Source organism: Terrabacter sp. GCM10028922, from assembly GCF_042666095.1.
GTDB lineage: Bacteria > Actinomycetota > Actinomycetes > Actinomycetales > Dermatophilaceae > Terrabacter.
Genome location: NZ_JBHTFG010000023.1, coordinates 72,423 through 95,780 on the forward strand (window position 1 = coordinate 72,423; position 23,358 = coordinate 95,780).

Below are 23,358 nucleotides of genomic sequence, written 5' to 3' on the forward strand. Positions count from 1 at the left end.
CGGTTCAGCGGGCCAGGTAGGCCGCAAGGTGCTGCCCGGTGAGGGTGTCGGCGCGGGCCAGCTCGCGCGGCGTGCCCTCGAAGACGACCTGACCGCCGTCGTGCCCGGCGCCAGGGCCGATGTCGACCACCCAGTCGGCGTGCGCCATGACGGCGAGGTTGTGCTCGATGACGATGACGGAGTTGCCCTGCTCGACGAGGCGGTCGAGCATCGCGAGGAGCTTCTCGATGTCGGCCATGTGCAGCCCGGTGGTCGGCTCGTCGAGGACGTAGGTGCCGGCCCCCTCGCCCATCCGGATCGCCAGCTTGAGGCGCTGGCGCTCACCGCCGGACAGGGTGGAGAGCGGCTGCCCGAGGCGGATGTAGCCGAGCCCGACGTCGACGAGGCGGTCGAGGATCCTGCGCGGCGCGCCCTTGCCGAAGAACTCACGCGCCTCGGCGATGGACAGGTCGAGCACGTCGGCGATGTTCTTGCCGTCGAGCTCGTAGGCGAGCACCTCGGGCGTGAACCGCTTGCCGCCGCACTCCTCGCAGGGCGTCGAGACACCGGCCATCATCGCGAGGTCGGTGTAGACGACGCCGAGGCCCTTGCAGTTGGGGCACGCGCCCTCGGAGTTGGCCGAGAAGAGCGCCGGCTTGACGCCGTTGGCCTTGGCGAAGAGCGTGCGGACGGGGTCGAGCAGACCGGTGTAGGTGGCGGGGTTGCTTCGCATCGACCCGCGGATGGCGGCCTGGTCGACGACCCGGACCTCGCCGGCGCCGGCGAGCGACCCGTCGGCCAGCGACCCGTGGATGAGCGAGCTCTTGCCGGACCCGGCGACGCCCGTGATGACGGTCAGGACGCCGAGCGGCAGGTCGACGGAGACGTCCTTGAGGTTGTGCGTCGTCGCATTGCGGATCGCGAGGTGCCCGGTGGGGCGCCGCACCCCGGTGCGCGGCCCCGGACGGCTGTCGAGGTGTCGGCCCGTGAGGGTGTCGGACGCGCGCAGGCCCGCGACGTCACCGGCATACGTCAGCTGCCCGCCGAACGAGCCCGCCGCGGGGCCGAGGTCGACGACGTGGTCGGCGCGCTCGATGACGGACGGCTTGTGTTCGACGACGAGCACGGTGTTTCCCTTGTCGCGCAAGCGGATCAGCAGGTCGGTCATCTTCGCGATGTCGTGCGGGTGCAGGCCGATCGTCGGCTCGTCGAAGACGTACGTGATGTCCGAGAGGGCCGACCCGAGGTGCCGGACCATCTTGACCCGCTGGGCCTCCCCGCCCGACAGCGTGCCGGACTCGCGGTCGAGGGAGAGATAGCCCAGGCCGACCTCGACGAGGGAGCCGAGCAGGTCCGTGAGTGACACGAGGGCCGGACGTGCGGGAGCGCAGTCGGGGTCGTCGACGAGGGAGCGCACGAACGTCACGAGGTCGCTGATCTGCATCGAGCAGCACTCGGGCAGGGTGCGCCCGGCCACGGTCGCCGTGCGCGCCGCCTCGTTGAGCCGCGACCCGCCGCACGCCCGGCAGGTCGTGAAGGTCGCGATGCGTTCGACGAACGCCTTGATGTGCTTCTGGTTGCTCTCGCTCTCCTTGTCGAGGAAGAGGCGCTTCACCTTGACGACGAGGCCCTCGTACGTCGTGTTCATGCCGCCGGCCCTGACCTTCGTGGCGGGGGTGTGCATGAACCAGTCCCACTCGTCCTCCGAGTAGTCGCGCAGCTTCTTGTCGGGGTCGAGCCGGCCGCCCTCGGCGAAGAGCTTCCAGTACCAGGTGTTCGGGGTGAAGTTCGGGACCGTGATCGCGCCCTCGTTGAGGGACAGGTCGCGGTCGACGATCGCCGACTCGTCGATGGCCGACACCTTGCCGGTGCCCTCGCACTCGGGGCACATGCCGTCGGGCAGGTTGAAGCTGAAATGGAACGACGGCCCGACGTGCGGGGTCGACAGCCGCGACCAGACGAGGCGCAGGATGGCGTTCACGTCGGTCGCCGTGCCGACCGTCGAGCGGGAGTTCGCGCCCATCCGCTCCTGGTCGACGACGATGGCCGCGCTGAGGTTCTCGAGGGCGTCGACGTCGGGTCTCGCGGGCGTCGCCATGAAGTTCTGGAGGAACGTGGAGTACGTCTCGTTGATGAGTCGCTGGCTCTCGGCGGCGATCGTGCCGAAGACGAGGGAGCTCTTGCCGGAGCCGGAGACGCCGGTGAAGACCGTCAGGGTGCGCTTGGGCACGTCGACGTCGACGTCCTTGAGGTTGTTGACCCGGGCGCCGCGAACCCGGATCACGTCGTGGCGATCGACCGCTGCGCGCGAGGTGCCCGCCGTCATCGGCTCAGCCTCTGGAACGCGCGAACGGCGAAGGGCAGGGTGATCGCGGTGACGACGAGGGGCCACATGACCGCCAGCATGACAGCGTGCTCGGACAGCCAGCCACCGCTCAAGGCACCGGGGTTGCCGAACGCCTCGCGGGTGGCCGTCGTCGTCCACGAGAGCGGGTTCCACGTCGCGATGGCGCCGAGCCAGCCGGGCATCAGCTCGGGCGAGGCGAACGCGTTGGAGAGCATGGTGATCGGGTACAGCAGGCCGAACAGCCCGTTGGCCATCTCGGGGCTCTTCGCCTTGAGCCCGAGGATGATCCCGAGCCACATCATCGCGAGCCGGAGGAGCAGGAGCAGTGAGACGCCGAGTGCGAGGCCGCCCAGCCCGGTGTGCCAGCGCCAGCCCACGAGCAGGCCGCAGCCCAGCATGACGACGAGGCTGATGACGGAGTACAGCATGTTGGCCATGACCCGCCCGAGCACGACGGCCGACGGCGCGATCGGCATCGAGCGGAAGCGGTCCATGACGCCCTTCGCGTTGTCAGCCTGCACCGCGGCGACCGTCTCGCCGAGCCCGAAGGCCATCGTCTGCACGAACATCCCGGGCATCAGGAACTGCTGGTAGCTGCCGCCACCCGCGACCTGCATCGAGCTGCCGAGGACGTAGGCGAAGAGCAGCACGAAGATGATCGGGAAGAGCAGCGTCCACAGGATCAGCTGCGGCTCACGCACCCAGTGCGACACGTCGCGACCGGCGATGAGCAGGCCGTCGCGCAGCGCCCACCTCAGCCGCTCGCCGAACCCGTGCCCGCCCCGCACCGGAGCCTGCACCGTTGCCATCGTCATCGGGTCACCTCCACGTCGTCTCGCTGGTCGTGCTCGTCGGTCACCGCGTCCGTATGCCGTGTGGCCGGGTCGGCGGCATCCTCCGAGTCGTCCGCGGCCTCCTCGGCGGAGTGCCCGGTCAGCCGGAGGAACACGTCGTCGAGCGTCGGGCGGCGCAGCCCGATGTCGTCGATGGCGACACCCTCGCGGCCGAGCTCCTCGAGCACGGCGGCGATGGCGGTGACCCGGTCGGCCACGGCCGCGCCCACGGTCCCGGTCTCGGCGTCGACGACCGGCTCGCTGCTGGCCCACCGCGCCACGGCGGCTCGCGCCCGGTCGAGGTCGGCCCGGTCGGCGACGGTCACCTCGAGCCGGTCGCCGCCGACCTGGCGCTTGAGGTCCTCCGGTCGCCCCTCGGCGATGACGAGGCCGCGGTCCATGACCGACACGCCGGAGGCGAGCTGGTCGGCCTCGTCGAGGTACTGCGTCGTGAGCAACACCGTCGTGCCGTCGGCGACGAGCTGGCGGATCGCGCTCCACACCTCGCCGCGGTTGCGCGGGTCGAGCCCCGTGGTCGGCTCGTCGAGGAAGAGCACCTCGGGCTGCAGGAGCAGGGTCACGGCGAGGTCGAGGCGGCGCCGCATACCGCCGGAGTACTGCTTGACCGGCTTGTCGGCGGCGTCCTGGAGCTCGAACTGGGTGAGCAGCTCGTCGGCACGGGCCTCGGCGGCACGCTTGCCGAGCCGGTTGAGCCGCGCGAAGAGGACGAGGTTCTGCCGGCCGCCGAGGATCTCGTCGACGGCGGGTGTCTGGCCGGACAGGCCGATCCGGCGCCGGACCTCGTGCGGCTGGGTGCGCACGTCGACCCCGGCGACGGTGGCCTCGCCCTCCTCGAGGGCGAGGAGGGTCGTCAGGGTGCGGACGGCGGTCGTCTTGCCGGCGCCGTTGGGGCCGAGCAGGCCCCACACGACCCCGCGGGGCACCTCGAGGTCGAAGCCGTCGAGTGCCCGCTTGCCGGCATACGTCTTGACGAGCCCGCGGGCGACGATCGCGGGTTCGGGGTGTGCAGCCACGGCATTCCTCCCTGTTCCTATACGCTGTAAAGTGATTCTGAAAGATTAGATTACGCCGTAAGGAGTTGGCAAGCCCATGGTGATCTACGTCGGTCAGGGCGACCCCGAGAAGTCGATGCGCCTGCTCTGGGGGACGGCGCCCGAGGCTGCGCCGCGCCGGGGGCCCAAGGCCGCGATCAGCGTCGACGACATCGTCGCCGCGGCCATCCGGCTCGCCGACGAGGGCGGCATCGACGCCGTCTCGATGCGCGCCGTGGGCGAGCGGCTCGGGCGCACGCCGATGGCGCTCTACACGCACGTGCCGGGCAAGGCCGAGCTCATCGAGCTGATGTGGGACCGGGTGCTCGCCGGGCTGCCGACCTCCTACGACATGAGCGACGGCTGGCGGGCAGCCTTGCGCGCGTGGGCGGTCGACGTGTGGGAGTTCCACCTCGCGCATGCGTGGACCCTCGACGTGTCGGGGGCGCGCGGCGGGCTCGGGCCGCACGAGACGCAGCAGCAGGAGACGTCCGGCTCCATCCTCGACGGGCTCGGGCTGTCGGGCCGAGACGTCATGCGCTGCGTCTGGTCGGTCTCGCGGCTCGTGCACGGCTCGGCGCGGGCCATGGCCGAGACCCGCCATGCGACGACCGCCACCGGCGTCGACGAGTACGACTGGTGGTACGCCCGCTCGGGCATGTTCAACGAGGTGGCGCCCGACTATGCGGACCGGTTCCCGTTCCTGACGCGCATCGCCGCCGAAGGCACCTTCGAAGCGCTCGGCGACGGTGAGTCCTACCTCGAGGCGGAGGCCCGTGACACGTTCGAGTTCAGCCTCGAGCGCCTGCTCGACGGCATCGAGACCTTCGTCGACTCGTCCGGCAAGCCCTAGCGCCGGTGCGCGCGGAACAGGAGGGCCGCGGCCCGCCACCGAGGAGGTGATGGCGGGACGCGGCACTCGTGAGGGCCCGCGAAACCAGCGTCATCGACGGACCCGCGCGCAGCCCTTGAGTAACTTAGGGGTCCGAAGGCGCCCGTGGGGTAAAGCGCCGGTCAGGAAATCCTGAGACCCTGCTGACAAACGCAACGGCCCGCCACCGCGAGGGTGACGGGCCGCAGCCGGTGTGCTCCCTGGTTCAGGACGTGGCGGCAGCCTGGTAGACGGCCTGCTCGACGTCGCCGAAGTACGGGCCGTACATCACGTCCTTCTCGCCGCGGTAGCCGAACGAGTTGAGCGAGTTGAGCTTGCCGCCCGTGATCCAGCCGCCACCGGACGAGCCGCCCGTCATCGTGCAGGGCAGCCGGTTGTCCGTCGAGCCGCGGGCGTCCTTCGTCGTGGGTCCCGAGCAGCGCCACAGGGTCTGGCCGTCGTAGGGGCTGGCCTGCGGGTAGCCGTACGCGTCGAAGGTCAGGTTGTAGCCGAGGTTGAACGCGATCGGGTACGAGCCGGTCACCTGCGTCAGGCTCTGGCCGCCGCTGTTGGGGTTCATGACCGCAAACCCGACGTCGTGGTTGAAGTCTCCGCTGTTCTTCCACTGGGAGGTCGTCAGCAGCACCTTGGCGGTCCACGTCCCGTACGGGCGGTTGCCGCTCTGGTACGCGGGGACGAACGCGAAGTTCGTGACGTAGGCGCCGGGACCCTCGTTCACGCAGTGACCCGCGGTCGTGACGACGTCGGAGTTGCTGCTCGCGGTCGCCGTCCCGGAACACACGTAGTTGAGGCCGCCCTCGGTGAAGAACACCTTGCCGAACAGCGGCGTGGCCGGGACCTGGACCGCCGTGGCGCCGCTCGTGCCGCCGCCGGGCTTGCCCCTGAGGGGGACGTACTTGTTCTCGCGGGGGATCGCGCTCTTCATGCGCGCGGTCGTCCAGTACGCCGTGATCCGCTTCTGCTCGGCCTGGGTCGTCGCCGCGGCGTGGCGCTCCGCGTGGCTGCTCCGCGCGGCCGTGGCCGTGGGCGCGACAGAGACCGTCAGCGCGAGCGCTCCGGCGCCCAGCGTCGCCGCTGCTGTCCTCATCATCGTGCGCATGCAATTCCTCCATCCAGGGAGGGCCGCCCGGCCAACCCCCGAACGGCGGCCCGGAATGCACCGTATGCGGCCGGAGCTGCGCCGCGGACGGTTTTGCAGGTAAAGATCTGGTCTGGGACCGGGTCGCGGCTGCCGCCGGCGGGGGAGGACTCAGCCGACCTGACTGCGCAGCCAGTCGATGTCGGCCTTCTGCCCCGCGAGGCCGCCCGGCGTCTCGCACACGACCGGCGCCCCTGCGGCCCTGATGACGCCGGCGAGTGCGTCGCCGGCGATGTGGCCCGAGCCGAAGTTCGTGTGCCGGTCGGCGCCCGAGTCGAACTCGTCGCGCGAGTCGTTGGCGTGCACGAGGTCGATGCGACCGGTGATGGCGCGCACCTCGTCGACGACGGTGCCGAGGTCGTTGCCGCCGGCATGGGCGTGACAGGTGTCGAGGCAGAAGCCCACCGTGTCGCCGCCCCTGGCCTGGCCCACCGCGTCCCACAGCCGGGCGATGGCCTCGAGCCGTCGCGCCATGGCGTTGTCACCGCCCGCAGTGTTCTCGATGAGGAGCGGCACCGGCATGTCGAGGCCGTCGATGCACTTGCGCCAGTTGTCGAAACCGGTCGCGGAGTCCTCGTCGACGCCGAGGTGGCCGCCGTGCACGATGAGGCCCTTCGCGCCGATCTCGCCTGCGGCGGTGAGGTGCTGCTGGAGCAGCTTGCGCCCCGGGATGCGTATGCGGTTGTTGAGGCTCGCGACGTTGATCGGGTAGGGCGCGTGGACGTAGAGGTCGATGCTCGCGGCCTCGGCGTCGGCCCGCAGCGCCTCCGCGCCACCGGCATACCGGACGACCGGCCCCTTGTAGCTCTGGGGGTCGCCGAGGAAGAACTGCGAGAGCGACGCCCCGCGGGCCCTCGCCTCGGCGATGGGGTCCTCCTGGTCGACGTGTGCACCGATGTGTAGAGCCATGGACAGAGGGTATGCCGCCCCGCCGACACGAGTTTCGGTGGCCGTGTCGAAGTGGGCCGGGCCCGTTCGACGTGCTCGTGAAGGGCCCGAACGGGCCACCACAGCACAGAAGTCCGGGAGGAAGTCCCATGAGCACCACGACCGAGCGAGTGGCCACGACAGACGCAGCGGTCTCTGCCGACGCCACCACCTCGACGCCCACCCGCCGCCAGTGGCTCGCCCTCGGCGTGCTCGCCCTGACGGCCCTGCTCCTGTCGCTCGACGTCAGCGTGCTCTACCTCGCGCTTCCGGAGCTGTCCGCCGACCTCGGGGCGACGACGACGCAGCAGCTGTGGATGCTCGACATCTACTCGTTCGTCCTCGCGGGGTTCCTCGTGACGATGGGCGCCGTCGGTGACCGGATCGGTCGCAAGCGCCTCCTGCTCATCGGCGCCGTCGCGTTCGGCCTCGCGAGCGCGGCCGCGGCCTACGCCACGAGCCCCGGCCAGCTCGTCTTCTGGCGCGCCGTCCTCGGCATCGCCGGCGCCACCCTGATGCCCTCGACCATGGGCCTCATCCGCACGATCTTCAGCGACGAGAAGTCGATGATGACCGCGATCGGCATCTGGTACTCGTGCTTCATGGGCGGCATGGCCGTCGGACCGCTCGTCGGCGGCGTCCTGCTCCAGCACTTCTGGTGGGGTTCGGCGTTCCTGCTCGGCGTGCCGTTCATGGTCCTGCTCGTCGTGGTCGGCCGCCGCGTGCTGCCCGAGTCCGACCGCCAGGCCGGCGCCAGGGTCGACCTCGCGAGCTCGGTCCTGTCGCTCGCGGCGATCCTGCCGGTCATCCACGGCTTCAAGGAGATCGCCCGCGGTGGCAACACGACGACGGCCCTCCTGACGATGTCCGCCGGCCTCGCCATGGGCGTCGTCTTCGTCCGCCGCCAGCGCCGCATCGACAACCCCCTCGTCGACCTCGCACTCTTCCGCAGCCGGGCGTTCTCGACGGCCCTCGCCGTGATGCTCGTCGGCGGCGTCGTGATGGCCGGCGTCTCGTTCCTCAGCTCGCAGTGGCTCCAGCTCGTCGCGGGCCTCGACACGCTCGGTGCCGGCCTCTGGATGCTCCCGGCCAACATCGCCCTGCTCATCGGCTCGTCGTCGTCGGCCAAGATCGCCGCCCGCCTCGGCACGGCCCGCACGATGGCCTCGGGCCTCGTCGTCTGCGCCGCGGGTCTCGCCCTCTACACGCTCGTCGGACCCGCCGGCGGCCTCGGCCTGCTCGTCTTCGGGATGTGCCTCGCGTCGTTCGGGATCATGCTCCCGTCCACCCTGACGATGTCGGTCATGATGCAGTCCGCTCCGCCGGAGCGCGCCGGCTCGGTCGCCTCGATGTCCGAGACCTCGGGCGAGTTCGGGATCGCGGTCGGCGTCGCCGGCCTCGGCTCGCTCGCGACGTTCGTCTACCGCGACCAGCTCACGCCGTACGCGGCCGGGCACGCCTCCGGAGCCACGGCCTCCGCGCTCGACTCCCTCGCCGGCGCCGTCCAGGCCGCAGGCACCCTGCCCGTCGCGGCCGCCAACGAGCTCGTCGCTGCCGCGCAGTCGGCCTTCACGACCAGCCTCAACGTCGTGGCCGGTGTCGGAGCGGTGCTCTTCATCGTGTGTGCCGGGCTCGCCGTCCGGGTCCTGCGCACCCGCTGACCCGGCGGGAGCAGGCGCCCGGCGGGCCGGTAGGCCCGCGCTCTGGCACGATGGACGCCCGTGACTGCCCTCCTGCGCATCCTCGGCGTCGAGGTGACGGCCCACCTGGGCCGTCGCCTCCCGGCACCGGCAGCCCGTGTCGTGAGTGCCCTCGTGCTCGTCGGCGCCAACCTCCTGCCCGTCTGGGCGGTTCTCGAGGGCCGCCTCGGGATGGGCGACGTCCTGCTCATCTACTGGTTCGAGAACGTCGTCATCTGGTTCACGACGACGGTCCGCATCCTCACGGCCACCCGGCCGGGACGCCGGTCACGCGGGCCTCGTCTCGGCGGGCTCGCCGAGAAGCTCGCGGAGAAGACCTGGGTGACGGGCGACCCGGCGCTCGCGCTCTTCTTCGCGCTGCACTTCGGCATCTTCACGGTCGTGCACGGCGTCTTCGCCGGCATCCTCGCCTGGATGTCGGGGCTGCACGGCGGGCTGCACGGCGGGCTGCTCGACTGGGTCGCGACGGTCGCCGCGATCCTGGTCAGCCACGCGCTGTCGCTCGGCCTGCACTGGTTCGGCCGTGGCGAGCGGACCGTGGTCAGCCCGGGCTGGGCCATGGTCGCGCCCTACCCCCGGATGATCGCGCTGCACCTGACGGTCATCCTCGGGTTCTTCGCCCTCGGTGGGCCCGACGGCCGCACCGCCGACGACCTCGCCGCAGTGGCCCTGTTGATGGGCACGAAGACCGTGCTCGACCTGCTCTTCCACCTCGGCGAACACCTCGTCTTCGCGCGGCGGGCGGGGGCCGTCGACCTCTCGCCCTGAGCGGCCCTTGCATAACCAACCCTTATGCAGTCAATAATGTCTGCATGAGCTCTACGCGTTTCCCCACGGTGGTCGACGACGTGACGGTCCGGCTCATCGCGGCCGTCGTCCTCGTCATCGGCATCATCGCCCTCGCTGCCTCGCAGTGGTGGCTGTATGCCGTGCTCGCCGTCGACTTCTCCCTGCGGGCAGCGCTGGGGCCCTCGGCCAGTCCGATCGCGCTGCTCGTGCAGCGGTGGATCCGACCCACCGTCGCCGCGGCGAAGCGACCCACGCCTGGCCCGCCGAAGCGGTTCGCGGCGACCATCGGTGCCGTCCTGACGGTCGCCGCGACCGCGCTCTGGCTCGTGAGCCTGGCCACCGGCTCCTCGGTGGCGGCCGCGTGGGTCGTCAGCATCGGTGTCGTCATGGTCGTCTTCCCGGCGCTCGAGTCGGTGCTCGGCATCTGCGTCGGCTGCATCCTGTTCTCCGGGCTCATGCGCGTCGGGCTCGTCCCGGAGGAGATCTGCCTCGACTGCGCCGACATCACCCGCCGGCGCGCGGGTCAGACCGTCGGCTGAGGCCGGTCGCTCAGCCCGCAGCGGCCCGCAGCTTCTCGAGGAGCGGGACCGCGGCCTCGTCGAGGAACCGGTCCTGGGCCTCGCCGCCGATCTGCAGGAGTGCGATGTCGGTGAAACCCGCCTCCCAGTGGGCGCGGACCGCCTCGACGATCGCGTCGAGGTCGGGACCACAGGGGATCGCCGCGGCCACGTCCTCGGGTCGCACGAACTGCGTCGCCGCCGCGAACCCGGCCGGTGTCGGCAGGTCCGCGTTGACCGCCCAGCCGCCGCCGAACCAGCGGAACTGCTCGTGAGCACGTCGGACGGCGCTCTCCTCGTCGGCGTCCCAGCAGATCGGGATCTGGCCGATCGCCCGGGCTCCGGCCCCGATGCGTTCGGCTCCCTCGGTGTGGTTCCACGTCTCGATGAGGCCGGCCTCGGGCTCGACGGCGATCATGTGGTCGGCGAGCGGGGCCAGGCGCTCGATCGAGGCGTCGCCGCTGACGGCGACGGCCACCGGCACGAGGATGTCCGGCAGGTCCCAGATGCGCGCGGAGTCGACGTCGAAGTAGTCGCCGTGGTGCGTCACGAGCTCGCCGCTGTGGAGCTGGCGGATGATCTCGATGGCTTCGACGAGCATCTCGAGACGGGTGTGCACCCCGGGCCAGCCGTCGGCGACGACGTGCTCGTTGAGGCTCTCGCCGCTGCCGAGACCGAGCGTGAACCGGCCGTCGGCGAGCAGCTGCATCGTCGCCGACTTCTGGGCGACGACGGCCGGGTGGTAGCGCATCGTGGGACAGGTCACGTACGTCATCAGCTCGACGCGCTCGGTGGCCTGCGCCACGGCGCCGAGCACCGACCAGGCGTACGGCGCGTGGCCCTGCTCGGTCAGCCAGGGTGAGTAGTGGTCGCTGCAGACCTCGAAGTCGAAGCCGATCGCCTCGGCGCGCACGGCCCACCGTACGAGGTCCTTGGGTCCGCTCTGTTCGGTCATCAGGGTGTATCCGAAGGTGGTCACGTCGCCGTCGTACCCTCCGGCGCCGTCCCCACACCCTGTGTCCGGCCCCACGCAGCCGCGACCCTGAGGGCGGGGTGAAGAAGCATGCGCGGATGGGTAGGAGGCGAGGGTGGCGGTGGACGCCGTCGCAGCACCGACCAGTCGCTCCAAGGAGGGCGAGCAGAGGAGGACGACGTGGCCAAGCGAGTCGCATTTCTCGTCGCGAACGAGGGCATCGAGCAGGTCGAGCTGACCGAGCCGTGGAAGGCCGTGACCGACGCGGGGCACGAGGCCGTCGTCGTGAGCCCCGAGAGGGGCGAGGTCCAGATGTTCAACCACCTCGACAAGGCCGACACGAAGCAGGTCGACGTGACCGTGGCGGACGCCCGGGTCGAGGACTTCGACGCCCTCGTCCTTCCCGGCGGGGTGGCCAACCCCGACAGGCTGCGCACCCATGAGGGCGCGGTCGCCTTCGTCCGCGAAACCGTGGCCTCGGGCCGACCGGTGGCCGCGATCTGCCATGCGCCGTGGACCCTCGTCGAGGCCGACGTCGTCAAGGGGCGCCGCCTCACCTCGTGGCCGAGTCTGCAGACCGACATCCGCAACGCCGGCGGCGAGTGGGTCGACGAGTCGCTCGTCGTCGACGGCAACCTCATCACGAGTCGCAAGCCCGACGACCTGCCCGGCTTCTGCGGTGCCGTCGTCGAGGCGCTCGAGCACGGCGCCGCCGCGGCCACGGCAGCCCCGGCGGCGTCGTCGGCGTAGCTGCTGCGCCCGTCACGGCCCGCGACGACCGCCCCTTCCGGATCCCTGCCGGGAGGGGCGGTCCCCCTGTCCGGGCGGCCTTCGGAGCACGCGGAGATGGCGCAGGGTCGGATCGATGTCCGATTTGCGCCATTGCGGCGATGCTGTGTTAGGTGAGGCTAACCTAACTTGGAGGTGCACATGCAGCCACCCAGCCCAGACCTCTTCGGTGCCACGACCCTCGACCGCCACCTGACCGCGGTGACGGACGCCGCGACGCTCGTCGCCGAGCGGGCCGCCCGGAACCGACGTCCCCGCTCGTCGGCATCGCCCGAGCAGCTGCGCCGGCTCGTCGCAGCCGTCGACCTCGACGCCCCGCCGGTCGGCCTCGACGCCGCCCTCATCGAGGTGGCCGACCTGTACGTCGACCACGCCGTCCGCTTCGACCACCCCCTCTCGATGGCCCACCTCAACTGCCCCGTCGCGATCCCGGCGCTGGCGGCCGAGGTCGTCGCCACGGCGCTCAACACGTCCGTCGACACGTGGGACCAGAGCACGTCGGCCACTCTCGTCGAACAGGCCCTCGTCGCCTGGACCGCGGGCCGCATCGGTTTCGGTGAAGGCGCCTCGGGCGTCTTCACGAGCGGCGGCACGCTGTCGAACACCCACGCCCTCGCCCTGTCGCGCGAGCGGGCCCGCGCCCGCGGAGTCGCCCTCCGGGACCTGCGCGTCCTCGCGAGCGAGCAGGCGCACTTCAGCGTCTCGACGGCCGTGCGCCTGCTCGGCCTCGGCTCCGACGGGTCCGGTCGCGACGCGGTCGTCCCGGTCCGCACCGACTCCCGGGGCCGTCTGGACCCCGCCGAGCTCGCCGCGACGCTGCGCCGCGTCCGCGCCGACGGCGGCACCGTCATGTGCGTCGTCGCGACCGCCGGCACGACCGACCTGGGTGCCGTCGACCCGCTGGAGGCCGTGGCCGCGGTGCTCGACTCGGAGGCGGGCACCGCAGGGGACCTGGCGGGAGGCCCAGGGCTCGCGCGTCCCTGGCTGCACGTCGACGCGGCATACGGCTGCGGGCTGCTCGTGTCGCCCACGGCACGGCACCGCCTGGCCGGGATCGAACGCGCCGACAGCGTCACCGTCGACTTCCACAAGAGCTTCTTCCAACCCGTCGCCTGCAGTGCCCTCGTCGTCCGGGAGGCTGCCGACCTGCACCTGCTCGCCCACCATGCCGACTACCTCAACCCGGCCGGGACGCGCGAGCCCAACCTCGTCGACGTCAGCCTCCAGACGACGCGCCGATTCGACGCCCTCAAGGTCTGGACGACGCTGCGCTCGATGGGGGCGGACCGCATCGGCCAGCTCTTCGACCGCGCCGTCGACCTCGCCGCCACGGCGTACGAGCTCGCGTCCAGGCGGCCGGAGATCGAGGTCGCGCGCCGGCCCGAGCTCTCGACGCTCCTCTTCCGCTACCGCCCCGACGGCGTCACCGGTGAGGAGGCGGACCGGCTCGTCGCACAGATCCGCTCGGCGCTCTTCGCCGAGGGCAGCGCCCTGCTGGCATCGACGCGGCTCGACGGGCGGCCCTGGCTCAAGATCACCCTGCTCGACCCCACGACGACCCCGGAGGACCTCGCGACCATGCTCGACCTCGTCACCTCGACCGGCGAGACGCTCGTCGACGCCGAACGTGCCCTCGAACCGGCCGACCGCGAGACGGTGGTGTCGCGATGACGACGCACGACCTCGTCGGTATCGGCCTGGGTCCCTTCAACCTCGGGCTCGCCTGCCTCGCGGACCCGCTGCCGGACCTCGACGCGGTCTTCCTCGAGTCGCGACCCGAGTTCCGGTGGCATCCGGGCATGCTCATCGACGGCGCGACGATCCAGGTGCCGTTCCTCGCGGACCTCGTGACGATGGCCGACCCGACCTCCCCCTACTCCTTCCTCGCGTGGCTCAAGGAGACGGGGCGGATGCACCGCTTCTACATCCGCGAGAGCTTCTACCCGCTGCGGGCGGAGTTCGACGCCTACTGCCGGTGGGCCGCAGGACGCGTGTCGGGCCTCCGCTTCGGCCATCACGTCACCCGCGTCGAGCACGTCGTCGACGCCGCGTCGCCCGACGGGGCGTATGCCGTGCACGTCCGCCGCGAGGACGGCTCGACCACCGTCGTGCGCGGACGCCACCTCGCCGTCGGTGTCGGCACCGAGCCGTCGGTGCCGGAGGCCCTCTCGGGGCTCGACGGTCCCGTCGTGCACAGCGCCGACTACACCGCGAGCCGTGACTGGCTGCGTTCGCGGACGTCGGTGACCGTCGTCGGCAGCGGCCAGAGCGCGGCCGAGATCTACAGGGACCTCCTCGAAGGAGTCCACGACGGTGGCCCGCGGGTCGACTGGGTGACCCGCTCGCCGCGCTTCTTCCCCATGGAGTACACGAAGCTCACGCTCGAGATGACCTCGCCCGAGTACATCTCGTACTTCCACTCCCTGCCGGCCGGCCGCCGCGACTCGCTCCTGCGCGAGCAGCGCTCGCTGTACAAGGGCATCAGCGGGGACCTCGTCGACGACATCTTCGACACCCTGTACCGGCTCGACCTCGACGAGCGGGGCCAGCAGCGGGGAGTGCCGTCCGACCTGCTCACGTGCACCGAGGTCACGGATGCGGAGTGGTCACCGGACGTGGACCGCTTCCGGATCGGATTGCGGCAGTGGGAGACCGGCAACACCTGGACGCACGAGACGAGCGCACTTGTGCTCGCGACGGGCTACCGTCCGCGGGTGCCGGCCTTCCTCGACGGCATCGCCGACCGCATCCGGCGGGACGAGTCCGGACGGCTCGACGTCGCGCGCGGCTACACCGTCGACCACGACGACCGCGAGGTCTTCGTGCAGAACGCCGAGGAGCACACACACGGCCTGTCTGCCCCTGACCTCGGCATGGGTGCCTACCGCAACTCGGTGATCCTCGCGCAGGTGCTCGGCCGCGAGGCGTACCCGGTCGAACGGCGGATCGCCTTCCAGCAATTCGGTATGCCGTCCGGCGCCCTCCCGGTGGAGGGTGACGTCCCGAGGGTGCCGGCGCTCGAGACGTCGGAGGTGGTCGCATGAGCGTCCGAACCTTCGCCCATCCGACCGCCGTCGGGGACTTGACGTTCGAGGCGCTCGACGCCGAGGCCGTCGCACGGCACGCCGAGCTGCTCCACCGGTGGGTCACCCACCCGCGCTCGGTGTACTGGCAGATGCAGGGCCAGACGGTCGCGCAGGTCGCGGAGGCCTACACCGCCGTGGCCGCCGACCCGCACCATGTCGCGTGGATCGGGCGCCGCGACGGCGTGCCCTGCTTCCTCGCCGAGACCTACGACCCCGCGCACTCCGAGCTCGCGGGGCACGGCGTCGGCGCCGCACCGCGCGAGGTCGGGATGCACCTGCTCGTCGCGCCACCTGAAGGTCCGCGCGTGCCGGGCCTGACGCGCGCCGTCATGGACGCGGTGCTTGCCCTGTGCTTCTCCGACGAGCGGTGCCAGCGCGTCGTCGTCGAGCCCGACGTGCGCAACGAGGCCATCGCGGTCAAGAACGCCGAGGCGGGCTTCATCGTCGAACGGCGAATCCGCCTCCCCGACAAGGATGCCGCGCTGTCGTCGTGCACGCGCGAGGCGTGGCTCAGAGCACGGTCGTCCGCGACCGTCACCGCGGGTGACCTCGTCGGTCACCTCGCGCCGGCACCGATGGGCACCGCCCAGCGCCTGCTCGTCACCAAGATGATCGCGGAACTGACGCACGAGCGGCTGCTCGCGCCACGCCGCGCCGACGACGCGGGCGCGGACGCGGGCGCTGACGCGGCGGACGTCCCGGACGGCCACCCTGCGGCATACGTGCTCGACCTCGACGGCGGCGTGCGCTATCGGTTCACGGCCCGCCGCTACCCGCTCGAGCACTGGCGCATCGACGCCGACTCGGTGACCCGGACGGTGGACGGCGAGCCGAGACCGCTCGACGCGCAGCAGCTCGTCATCGAGCTGCGGCCGCTCCTCGGGGTGCCGGACGCGCTGCTCGGCACCTACCTCGAGGAGATCGCGGCGACGCTCGCTGCCTCGGCGTGGAAGGTCGCCCACCCGGAGGGGCGTCGCGTGGCCGAGCTCGTCACAGCGGACCTCGCGACCGTCGAGGCCGCGATGACGGAGGGGCATCCCGGCTTCGTGGCCAACAGCGGTCGCATCGGCTTCGGGGTCTCGGACCACCGTGCGTACGCCCCCGAGGCGGCCGGTGACGTGAGACTCGTGTGGCTCGCCGCGCACCGCGACCACACGCACCTCGCGTCGTGCGAGGGTGTCACCGAGCGTGAGCTCTACGCCAGCCAGCTCGGCGACGACGTGCTCGCCTGCTTCTCGGATCGGCTCCGCTCGCTCGGGCTCGACCCGGACGGCTACCTGTACCTGCCCGTCCATCCGTGGCAGTGGGAGCACAAGATCGCCGTGACGTTCGCGCCCGACGTCGCTGCCCGCCGTCTCGTGCCGCTCGGCCCCGGACCGGACGCGTACCGCGCGCAGCAGTCGATCCGCACGTTCCTGGACGTCGACCGTCCCGACCGGCACTACGTCAAGGTCGCCCTCGCGATCCAGAACATGGGCTTCCTGCGCGGCTTGTCCCCGGCGTACATGCGAGTGACCCCGGCCATCAACGACCACGTCGCCGGCATGGTCGCCGCGGACCCGGAGTTCGCGGCGTGCGGGTTCGAGGTGCTGCGCGAGGTGGCGTCGATCGGCTACACCGGCGACGCGTACCACCGGGCGGGAGACGTGACGGGTCCGGCGCCCGCGCAGCGGCGGATGGTCGCGGCGCTCTGGCGCGAGAGCCCGGTGCCGCGGCTGGGCGAGGGGGAGCGGGCGGCGACGATGGCGGCGCTGCTGCACCGTGACCCCGACGGAGCCCACCTGGCCACGGCGTGGGTCGAGCTGTCGGGCGTCGACCCCGTGACGTGGCTGCGCGCGTTCCTGCGCGTCTACCTCCGGCCGGTCGCCCACGCGCTGCTCGCGCACGACCTCGCCTTCATGCCGCACGGCGAGAACGTGATCCTCGTGCTCCGCGACGGGCTGCCGGTCCGCGCGATGCTCAAGGACATCGGCGAGGAGGTTGTCGCGCTGCACGACCGGCCCCTGCCGCCGGACGTCGAGCGGATCCGAATGAAGACGACGCCCGAGGTGGCCGCGCTCTCGGTGCACACGGACGTCTTCGACGGCGTGCTGCGCCACCTCGCGGGCATCCTCGACGCCGACGGGGTGCTGCCCGCGGAGACGTTCTGGGACGAGGTGGGTCGCTGTCTGGCCGGGCACGCCACCGACCACCCGGAGGCACACGATCGGGTCGACCTCTTCGCCGACAGGTTCGACCACTCGTGCCTCAACCGCTTGCAGCTGCGCAACACCCTGCAGATGGTCGACCTCACCGACCAGGCGTCCTCGCTCATCATGGCCGGCACGCTGCCCAACCCGGTGGCGGGTCACCGCCCCGGGACGACGGGGAAGCATTCTCGCTCAGCCGAACCCGTGCCGGCGCGCTGGATCTCGTCCAGCGCGGCCTCGACCTCCCGGGCGTAGCCGTCGGTGCCGACGAGTCCGACGAGTGGTCCTGCACGGTGAAGAGGTCGAGGCCCAGGACGTCGGCGAGCTGTGCCCCGGCGCGGACGGCAATCCCTGTCGCGTGCCCTCCGGACGGCATACGCTCCGGGCATGCGTGCAGGCACCGGGGCTCAGTCCCGACGGGACGAGCGTGCGGTCGAGGCGCTACGGGCGCTGATCCGGATCCGGACGGTCTCGGACTCGGACCGTGACAAGGAGGACCGCGCCGCGTTCGAGGCGGTTCTCGTCGAGCTGCGCGAGCGGTTCCCGCGGCTGCACCGGACGTGCGAGGTCGAGCGCATAGCAGGTGACGCCCTGCTCGTGCGGTGGGCCGGGCGATCTGCCGAGCAGCCCGTCGTGCTCATGGCCCACCTCGACGTCGTTCCAGTCGGCGACGAGTCGGCGTGGACCCACCCACCCTTCGCGGCCGAGGTGGCAGCCGGCCAGGTCTGGGGTCGGGGAGCCTTGGACTGCAAGGGATCCCTGGTCGCGACGTGCGCTGCCGTCGAGTCACTCATCGAGGAGGGCGTGACCCCGAACCGCGACGTGTGGCTGTCGTTCGGCTGTACCGAGGAGGTCTCCGGCGGCGCCGCCAAGGAGGCCGTCAGGCGGCTGCGCGAGCGTGCTGTCGAGCCGTGGTTCGTCATCGACGAGGGCGGAGCGATCGTCCGGGGCGTGCTGCCCGGTGTCGAGGCGCCGATGGCCGTCATCGGCGTTGCCGAGAAGGGCACGGTCGTCCTCGAGCTCACCGCGCGCGGCGACGGCGGGCACGCGTCGGCACCCAAGCGCATGGGCGCGACGGCCAGGCTGGCCGGGGCGATCCTGCGCCTCGAGAAGAAGCCCTTCCCTGCACACCTGCCCGACGTGACCGTCGACATGCTCGAGCGCGCCGGCGCGCACGCCCGGATGCCGTATGCCGCGGTCCTGGGCAACGCAGGCCGCCTCCGTCCGGTGCTCTCCCGGGTGCTCCCGCGTCTCGGCCACGAGACCGCCGCGATGGCTCGCACGACAGTCGCGGTCACGCAGCTCGAGGGGTCGCAGGCGGCCAACGTCATCGCCGCGACGGCCCGCGCCCACGTCAACATGCGCGTCATGGTGGGCGAGACGGTCGACGGCGCGATCGAGCGGGTCCGCAGAACCATCGGCGACCCGCACGTCGAGGTGACGCTCGTCAGCGGCGACGAGCCCAGCCCGGTCTCGCCGACGGACGACCCGGCATACGCCCTGATCACGGCGACGGTCGAGGAGGTCTTTCCGGGCACGGTGACCGTGCCGTACGTCATGCTCGCCGCGACCGACTCGCGACACTTCCACCGGGTCTGGCCGCGGGTCTACCGGTTCACGCCGTTCCGGATGACCGACGCGCAGCGCGCCTCGATCCACGGTGTCGACGAGCGCATCGGTGTCGACGACTTCCTCGAGGGTGTCGCCTGGTACCGCCGACTCGTCGAAAGGCTTTGAGTCATGCGACTCGCCTCCTACAACGTCGAGAACCTCTTCGACCGGGCCCGGCTCCTCGCGGCGGGAGACTGGGCAGCAGGGCGACCCCTGCTCGAGGCCTACACGGCGCTGACGAAGGTCCTTCAGCAGCAGCACTATTCAGCGGCCGACACACGAACGATCCTCCGCTTGCTCGACCGGCTGGGACTCACCGCGTCCGACGACGCGCCCTACGTGCGGCTCCGGCAGAACCGCGGCCGCCTCGTCCGGCGCTCGAAGGACGGCACGGTCACCGTGGTGGCCCGCGGTCGCGGCGACTGGATCGGGTGGCTCGAGCTCAAGCGCGAGACGGTCACCGACCTCGCCGTGCGCCACACCGCCCAGGTGGTCCACGACCTCGGCGCGGACGTCCTCGGCGTCGTCGAGGCCGAGGACCGCTGGGCGCTCAAGCACTTCAACGCCGACCAGCTCGCCCCGCTCGGCGGCCGGGTCTTCGGGCACGTCATGCTCATCGACGGCAACGACGAGCGCGGCATCGACGTCGGCCTGCTCACGCGCGGAGACGTCGAGATCACCGGCATGGTCAGCCACGTCGACGACGCCGACCTGGCGGGTCCGGTCTTCAGCCGCGACTGCCCCGAGTTCGAGCTCTCGCTCCCAGGCGGCGCACGACTGCTCGTCCTCGTCAACCACCTCAAGTCGAAGGGCTACGGGGGCGCCGAGGCCAGCACCCGGCGCAGGCGGCAGGCGCAGCGGATCCGCGAGATCTACGAGCTGCGACGGTCCGAGGGGCACGAGCTCATCGCGGTCATCGGTGACCTCAACGACACCCCTGACAGCTGGCCGTTGTCACCGCTGCTCGGCGCCGGCGGCACGGGCGTCGCCGCGACCCCCAGCGACCTGCGTGACGTGTCCGCCTTCGCCGGGTTCGACGACGGCTGCTGGCCCGGCACCTACGGCACGGCCAACAAGGGCAACAAGATCGACTACATCCTCTGCTCGCCGGCTCTGTTCGACTCCGTCACGGCCGCCGGCGTGCACCGGATGGGCGTCTGGACGGCCTCGGGACGCTGGCCGATGTACCCCACGCTGAAGCGCGCGCAGGACGCGGCTTCCGACCACGCCGCCGTGTGGGTCGACCTCGACCTCTGACGGACGGGCCGTGTCGGTGGTGTGATGGACGCATGCAGATGCCGAAGCACAGCGACGAGGCCAAGGAGCACTTCCGCAGCCTCGTGACCGACGCACCCGGTGTCGAGGTGAAGCCGATGTTCGGCAGCCTCGGGGCCTTCGTCAACGGCAACATGTTCGCCGGGCTCTTCGGGGAGGACGTCGGCGTCAAGCTCGACGACGCTGGCCTCGACGAGCTGCGGGTGATCCCGGGGAGCGGGCCGTTCGGGCCTGCCGAGCGACCGATGGGCGGCTACCTCTCGCTGCCGGCCGAGCTCGACGACGCCGCGAAGACAGCCTGGGTCGACCGCGCCCGCGACCACGTCGCCACGCTGCCGCCGAAGGTGAAGAAGCCGAAGAAGTAGCCGGGCCGCCGGTGCAAAGTGCCCACTCGATTTGGGGGTGGTGGTCCCGCCACGTCGAGTGGGCACTTCGCACCGGGTGCAAAGTGCCCACTCGACTGAGGTGTGGGGTCCGGGGCGGGCCGTAGGGTCTGGCCATGGCGCGGACGAGGCTCACCGTGACGGGCACCCCCGTCGGCGACGTGCAGCTCGTGGTCGTGACCCCGGTCGGCACCCGGCGCACCGACCCGCTTCCGCTCCTCGTCGCGCACGACGGGCCGGAGTACTCCCGGCGCGCTCACCTCGTCTCGACGCTGCATGCCGCGACCGAGAGTGGCCGTGTCCCTAAGACCCGCGTCCTCCTGCTCGAGCCGGGCCCGCGGAACGAGCGGTATGCCGCCAACCCGGACTGGGCCACGGCGCTGACCGAGCACGTGCTCCCGACGGTGCACACGGCATACGCAACGGCCGGTCGGCCGACCGTCATGGGCGCCAGCCTCGGTGCGCTCGCCTCGCTCCAGGCCGAGTGGCTGCACCCGGGCACCTTCGGCGGGCTGTTCCTCCAGTCGGGGTCGTTCTTCCGCAAGCGGGTCGACGACGAGGAGGACTTCGAGTTCTGGGACCGCGTCACGGCGTTCGTGACGAGCGTCCGGCGGGCCCGACGACGGCACACGGACGCTCCGATCGTCCTGACGTGCGGCACCGAGGAGGGCAACCTCGCCAACAACCGCCAGATGGCGCAGACGCTCGCTGCCAGCGGTCACGACGTGACGCTGCACGAGCTGCCGGGACGCCATGACTGGCGCTTCTGGGAAAGGGGGTTCGACCCGTTCCTGTTGACACTGCTGCAAGGATCGGAGCACCGGACCCGTCGAGCAGGAGAGGCACATGACGCAGACGCGTAACCACCTGATCGGGCTGTTGCTGGGAGCCGAGGAGGACTGGCCGACGGCCTTCGAGGAGCTGCTCAGGCTCGTCGGGCCGATCACGACCGACGACGGCGTCACGCACGAGCTGACGAGCGAGCGCCTGACCATCGAGCCGTTCGACCTGCGGCAGCCGGTGCGCACCGAGCTGGTCATCGACCGCCTCGCGTACTGGTACTACCACCCGCGCGAGTGGCTCAAGAAGGCCGCGCTGATGAACGACACGTACCTGCTCAACAGCCCCTTCACGTTCCAGGCGATGGAGAAGCACAGCGCCTACGTCGCGCTCATGCGCCTCGGCCTCAAGGTCCCCGAGACGTGGCTCGTGCCCTACAAGAACCCCGTCGACAACGTCCGCTGGGCCTACACGTCGGCGAAGTACAACCAGCCGTTCGACCTCAAGGAGATCGCGAACCGGCTCGGCTACCCGATGTACATGAAGCCGTTCGACGGCGGCGGCTGGCGCGGGGTGTCGCGCATCAACGACGAGAAGGACCTCATCCAGGCCTACGACGAGTCCGGCGAGATGCTCATGCACCTGCAGTCGACGATCGAGTACGACCACTTCGCGCGGGCCCTGTCGATCGGTCCCGAGACGATGGTCATGGACTTCCGTCCCGAGCAGCCGATGCACAACCGGTATGCCGTGAGCTACGACTTCCTCCAGCCGTCCGCCGGCAAGCAGGCCGCCGCGATCAGCCGCATCGTCAACGCCCTCTTCGGCTGGGAGTTCAACTCCTGCGAGATGCTCGTCAAGGGCGACGACGTCTACCCGATCGACTACGCGAACGCGTGCCCGGACGTCGCCGTGACGTCGCTGCACTACTACTTCCCGTGGGCGATCAAGGCGCTGGTGCGGTGGTCCGCCTACTGCGTCATCACCGGTCGCCGCGGGCCGATGGACCTCGAGATGCGCCGCTACTTCGACGTCGCCGACCGCACGGACCTCAGCGACGACGAGAAGCTCGACGCCTACCTGGCCATCGCCAACGAGTACTTCGACACGGACGCCTACTGGGCGTGGTGCGAGAAGCACCTGTCGCACCTCGACGCGGCTGTCCTCGAGTGGGTCCAGTCCGACACGTTCGACAGCCTGCTGCGCGCCACGGTGGTCACGACGTACCCGGCGCACGAGCGTGACCAGTTCATGGCGCACTTCGGCGGGCTCATCGCGCTCTGGGTCAAGGACGAGCAGGCGCGCCTCGCGGTGGCCTAGCCGAGGGCGCCGCCCAGACTCGCGACGAGGTTGATCGTCGCGGCGATGACGATCGTGCCGTAGAGGTAGGCGAGCAGGGCGTGCCCGAGCACGACCCTGCGGATCGCCGAGCTCCGCAGGTCGGTGTCGGACACCTGGTAGGCCATGCCGAGGTTGAAGGAGAAGTAGGCGAAGTCCGAGAACGTCGGGTCCTCGTCCTGGTTGAAGTCGATCGGCGGCGACGGGCTGGCGTAGTAGACACGGGCATAGCGCAGGACGTAGACGGTGTGCACGCAGAGCCAGCCGACCGCGACGGCGCCGACCCCGACGAGCGCGTCGACGACCGCACCCACACCGCGCGCCTGGCCACCGACGAGCAGGATGCCGACCCCGGCCAGGCTCGCGAGGCCGACGAGGATGACGACGACGTCGTACCACGCCGCGTCGCCGTCGCGCCCGGCGACCTTGTCACGCGTCGCCGGGGCGTCGTGGCCGAGCACGTGCAGGAGCAGCGGCAGCGCGAAGCCCAGGCCGCCGACGACGAAGCCGGCGAGTCCGTGCACGAGAGCGCCCCGGGCCGGGCCGAGCGGCACGAGGACACCGGCGAGCACGCCGACGACGACGGCGAGGGCGAGGCGACGCCGGATGGTGGGCACGTGTCGGAGGCTACTCGCGGGCGACGTGATGACGCAGGCTCCGTCGCGGGTATGTCTCTGGCCGCAGCGCCCTCCGACCCGTGCCGGGCCGTGGTCGAGCCCG

At 71.2% G+C, this 23,358-nt stretch carries 20 protein-coding genes; 13 read left to right on the plus strand and 7 right to left on the minus strand.

Going from position 1 to position 23,358, the window contains the following annotated elements:
* Window positions 1–4 precede the first annotated feature (4 nt).
* From ACFQU3_RS17230 to ACFQU3_RS17240, 3 genes are read right to left on the minus strand one after another with little or no spacing between them, the layout of a single operon-like run.
* Window positions 5–2,305 carry an ATP-binding cassette domain-containing protein gene (locus tag ACFQU3_RS17230; RefSeq protein ID WP_385911969.1) on the minus strand — a complete coding sequence of 767 codons (2,301 nt, stop codon included), beginning with the start codon at window positions 2,303–2,305 and terminating at the stop codon, window positions 5–7.
* Window positions 2,302–3,141 carry an ABC transporter permease gene (locus ACFQU3_RS17235; protein WP_385911971.1) on the minus strand — a complete coding sequence of 280 codons (840 nt, stop codon included), beginning with the start codon at window positions 3,139–3,141 and terminating at the stop codon, window positions 2,302–2,304. The genes ACFQU3_RS17230 and ACFQU3_RS17235 overlap by 4 nt, the downstream gene beginning before the upstream one ends.
* Entirely contained in the window at window positions 3,138–4,193 is a 1,056-nt protein-coding gene (locus ACFQU3_RS17240; RefSeq protein WP_385911973.1) for an ATP-binding cassette domain-containing protein, read from the minus strand. The genes ACFQU3_RS17235 and ACFQU3_RS17240 overlap by 4 nt, the downstream gene beginning before the upstream one ends.
* A 76-nt stretch (window positions 4,194–4,269) precedes the next feature.
* Here ACFQU3_RS17240 and ACFQU3_RS17245 point away from each other — a divergent pair, with 76 nt between their 5' ends.
* Window positions 4,270–5,064, plus strand: coding sequence for a TetR/AcrR family transcriptional regulator (locus tag ACFQU3_RS17245; protein WP_385911975.1), 795 nt, complete (start codon window positions 4,270–4,272; stop codon window positions 5,062–5,064).
* A 244-nt stretch (window positions 5,065–5,308) separates the two neighbouring features.
* On the opposite strand, the gene ACFQU3_RS17250 is transcribed toward ACFQU3_RS17245, so the two are convergent.
* Both ACFQU3_RS17250 and ACFQU3_RS17255 read right to left on the minus strand, forming a co-directional pair.
* Entirely contained in the window at window positions 5,309–6,202 is an 894-nt protein-coding gene (locus tag ACFQU3_RS17250) for a trypsin-like serine peptidase (RefSeq protein WP_385911977.1), read from the minus strand.
* Between the two features lie 150 nt (window positions 6,203–6,352).
* Entirely contained in the window at window positions 6,353–7,150 is a 798-nt protein-coding gene (locus ACFQU3_RS17255) for a deoxyribonuclease IV (protein ID WP_385911979.1), read from the minus strand.
* Window positions 7,151–7,278: 128 nt separating this feature from the next.
* On the opposite strand from ACFQU3_RS17255, the gene ACFQU3_RS17260 reads away from it, so the two are divergent.
* The 3 genes from ACFQU3_RS17260 to ACFQU3_RS17270 are packed head-to-tail and all read left to right on the plus strand — an operon-like array spanning window position 7,279 to window position 10,196.
* A complete protein-coding gene (locus ACFQU3_RS17260; protein WP_385911981.1) occupies window positions 7,279–8,829 on the plus strand; it encodes an MFS transporter in 1,551 nt (516 codons plus the stop codon).
* A gap of 60 nt (window positions 8,830–8,889) precedes the next feature.
* Complete coding sequence (locus ACFQU3_RS17265; protein WP_385911983.1) at window positions 8,890–9,636, plus strand: DUF6498-containing protein; 747 nt, start codon at window positions 8,890–8,892, stop codon at window positions 9,634–9,636.
* Between the two features lie 44 nt (window positions 9,637–9,680).
* A complete protein-coding gene (locus ACFQU3_RS17270) occupies window positions 9,681–10,196 on the plus strand; it encodes a DUF4395 domain-containing protein (protein WP_385911985.1) in 516 nt (171 codons plus the stop codon).
* Between the two features lie 10 nt (window positions 10,197–10,206).
* Here the strand turns inward: ACFQU3_RS17270 and ACFQU3_RS17275 are convergent, their stop codons facing one another.
* Complete coding sequence (locus tag ACFQU3_RS17275) at window positions 10,207–11,193, minus strand: LLM class F420-dependent oxidoreductase (protein ID WP_385911986.1); 987 nt, start codon at window positions 11,191–11,193, stop codon at window positions 10,207–10,209.
* 174 nt (window positions 11,194–11,367) lie between these two features.
* Between ACFQU3_RS17275 and ACFQU3_RS17280 the strand changes: the two genes are divergently transcribed.
* The 9 genes from ACFQU3_RS17280 to ACFQU3_RS17320 all read left to right on the plus strand — a co-directional run bounded on the left by ACFQU3_RS17280 (window position 11,368) and on the right by ACFQU3_RS17320 (window position 22,620).
* On the plus strand, window positions 11,368–11,937 hold the full coding sequence (locus ACFQU3_RS17280; protein WP_385911988.1) for a type 1 glutamine amidotransferase domain-containing protein: 570 nt from the start codon (window positions 11,368–11,370) through the stop codon (window positions 11,935–11,937).
* A 180-nt stretch (window positions 11,938–12,117) separates the two neighbouring features.
* Window positions 12,118–13,647: a pyridoxal phosphate-dependent decarboxylase family protein gene (locus ACFQU3_RS17285; protein ID WP_385911990.1), complete on the plus strand. Its 1,530-nt coding sequence runs from the start codon at window positions 12,118–12,120 to the stop codon at window positions 13,645–13,647.
* Window positions 13,644–15,020 carry a lysine N(6)-hydroxylase/L-ornithine N(5)-oxygenase family protein gene (locus ACFQU3_RS17290; RefSeq protein WP_385911992.1) on the plus strand — a complete coding sequence of 459 codons (1,377 nt, stop codon included), beginning with the start codon at window positions 13,644–13,646 and terminating at the stop codon, window positions 15,018–15,020. Before ACFQU3_RS17285 ends, ACFQU3_RS17290 begins: the two co-directional genes overlap by 4 nt.
* Window positions 15,017–17,506: a GNAT family N-acetyltransferase gene (locus ACFQU3_RS17295; RefSeq protein WP_385911993.1), complete on the plus strand. Its 2,490-nt coding sequence runs from the start codon at window positions 15,017–15,019 to the stop codon at window positions 17,504–17,506. The genes ACFQU3_RS17290 and ACFQU3_RS17295 overlap by 4 nt, the downstream gene beginning before the upstream one ends.
* A gap of 132 nt (window positions 17,507–17,638) precedes the next feature.
* Window positions 17,639–18,988 (plus strand): M20/M25/M40 family metallo-hydrolase, encoded by a 1,350-nt coding sequence (locus ACFQU3_RS17300; RefSeq protein ID WP_385911995.1) that lies wholly within the window; start codon window positions 17,639–17,641, stop codon window positions 18,986–18,988.
* 3 nt (window positions 18,989–18,991) lie between these two features.
* Complete coding sequence (locus tag ACFQU3_RS17305; protein ID WP_385911997.1) at window positions 18,992–20,119, plus strand: endonuclease/exonuclease/phosphatase family protein; 1,128 nt, start codon at window positions 18,992–18,994, stop codon at window positions 20,117–20,119.
* A 32-nt stretch (window positions 20,120–20,151) separates the two neighbouring features.
* Window positions 20,152–20,502, plus strand: coding sequence for a TfoX/Sxy family protein (locus tag ACFQU3_RS17310; RefSeq protein WP_385911998.1), 351 nt, complete (start codon window positions 20,152–20,154; stop codon window positions 20,500–20,502).
* A 134-nt stretch (window positions 20,503–20,636) separates the two neighbouring features.
* Window positions 20,637–21,383, plus strand: coding sequence for an alpha/beta hydrolase (locus ACFQU3_RS17315; RefSeq protein ID WP_385912000.1), 747 nt, complete (start codon window positions 20,637–20,639; stop codon window positions 21,381–21,383).
* The gene (locus ACFQU3_RS17320; RefSeq protein ID WP_385912002.1) at window positions 21,367–22,620 is read left to right on the plus strand and encodes a RimK family alpha-L-glutamate ligase; all 1,254 of its coding nucleotides are present in this window, start codon (window positions 21,367–21,369) and stop codon (window positions 22,618–22,620) included. The genes ACFQU3_RS17315 and ACFQU3_RS17320 overlap by 17 nt, the downstream gene beginning before the upstream one ends.
* Here the strand turns inward: ACFQU3_RS17320 and ACFQU3_RS17325 are convergent.
* Window positions 22,617–23,255 (minus strand): DUF1345 domain-containing protein, encoded by a 639-nt coding sequence (locus ACFQU3_RS17325; protein ID WP_385912004.1) that lies wholly within the window; start codon window positions 23,253–23,255, stop codon window positions 22,617–22,619. The two genes, ACFQU3_RS17320 and ACFQU3_RS17325, sit on opposite strands and share 4 nt — an antisense overlap.
* Between the last annotated feature and the right edge of the window lie 103 nt (window positions 23,256–23,358).

Bases quoted from the DNA above. Each gene is read 5' to 3' on its own strand.
- ACFQU3_RS17310 (WP_385911998.1), top strand. From the start codon at position 20,152: ATGCAGATGCCGAAGCACAGCGACGAGGCCAAGGAGCACTTCCGCAGC.
- ACFQU3_RS17320 (WP_385912002.1), top strand. From the start codon at position 21,367: ATGACGCAGACGCGTAACCACCTGATCGGGCTGTTGCTGGGAGCCGAG.
- ACFQU3_RS17305 (WP_385911997.1), top strand. From the start codon at position 18,992: ATGCGACTCGCCTCCTACAACGTCGAGAACCTCTTCGACCGGGCCCGG.
- ACFQU3_RS17290 (WP_385911992.1), top strand. From the start codon at position 13,644: ATGACGACGCACGACCTCGTCGGTATCGGCCTGGGTCCCTTCAACCTC.
- ACFQU3_RS17255 (WP_385911979.1), bottom strand. From the start codon at position 7,150: ATGGCTCTACACATCGGTGCACACGTCGACCAGGAGGACCCCATCGCC.
- ACFQU3_RS17235 (WP_385911971.1), bottom strand. From the start codon at position 3,141: ATGACGATGGCAACGGTGCAGGCTCCGGTGCGGGGCGGGCACGGGTTC.
- ACFQU3_RS17315 (WP_385912000.1), top strand. From the start codon at position 20,637: ATGGCGCGGACGAGGCTCACCGTGACGGGCACCCCCGTCGGCGACGTG.
- ACFQU3_RS17295 (WP_385911993.1), top strand. From the start codon at position 15,017: ATGAGCGTCCGAACCTTCGCCCATCCGACCGCCGTCGGGGACTTGACG.
- ACFQU3_RS17285 (WP_385911990.1), top strand. From the start codon at position 12,118: ATGCAGCCACCCAGCCCAGACCTCTTCGGTGCCACGACCCTCGACCGC.
- ACFQU3_RS17300 (WP_385911995.1), top strand. From the start codon at position 17,639: ATGCGTGCAGGCACCGGGGCTCAGTCCCGACGGGACGAGCGTGCGGTC.
- ACFQU3_RS17245 (WP_385911975.1), top strand. From the start codon at position 4,270: ATGGTGATCTACGTCGGTCAGGGCGACCCCGAGAAGTCGATGCGCCTG.
- ACFQU3_RS17250 (WP_385911977.1), bottom strand. From the start codon at position 6,202: ATGCGCACGATGATGAGGACAGCAGCGGCGACGCTGGGCGCCGGAGCG.
- ACFQU3_RS17270 (WP_385911985.1), top strand. From the start codon at position 9,681: ATGAGCTCTACGCGTTTCCCCACGGTGGTCGACGACGTGACGGTCCGG.
- ACFQU3_RS17230 (WP_385911969.1), bottom strand. From the start codon at position 2,305: ATGACGGCGGGCACCTCGCGCGCAGCGGTCGATCGCCACGACGTGATC.
- ACFQU3_RS17260 (WP_385911981.1), top strand. From the start codon at position 7,279: ATGAGCACCACGACCGAGCGAGTGGCCACGACAGACGCAGCGGTCTCT.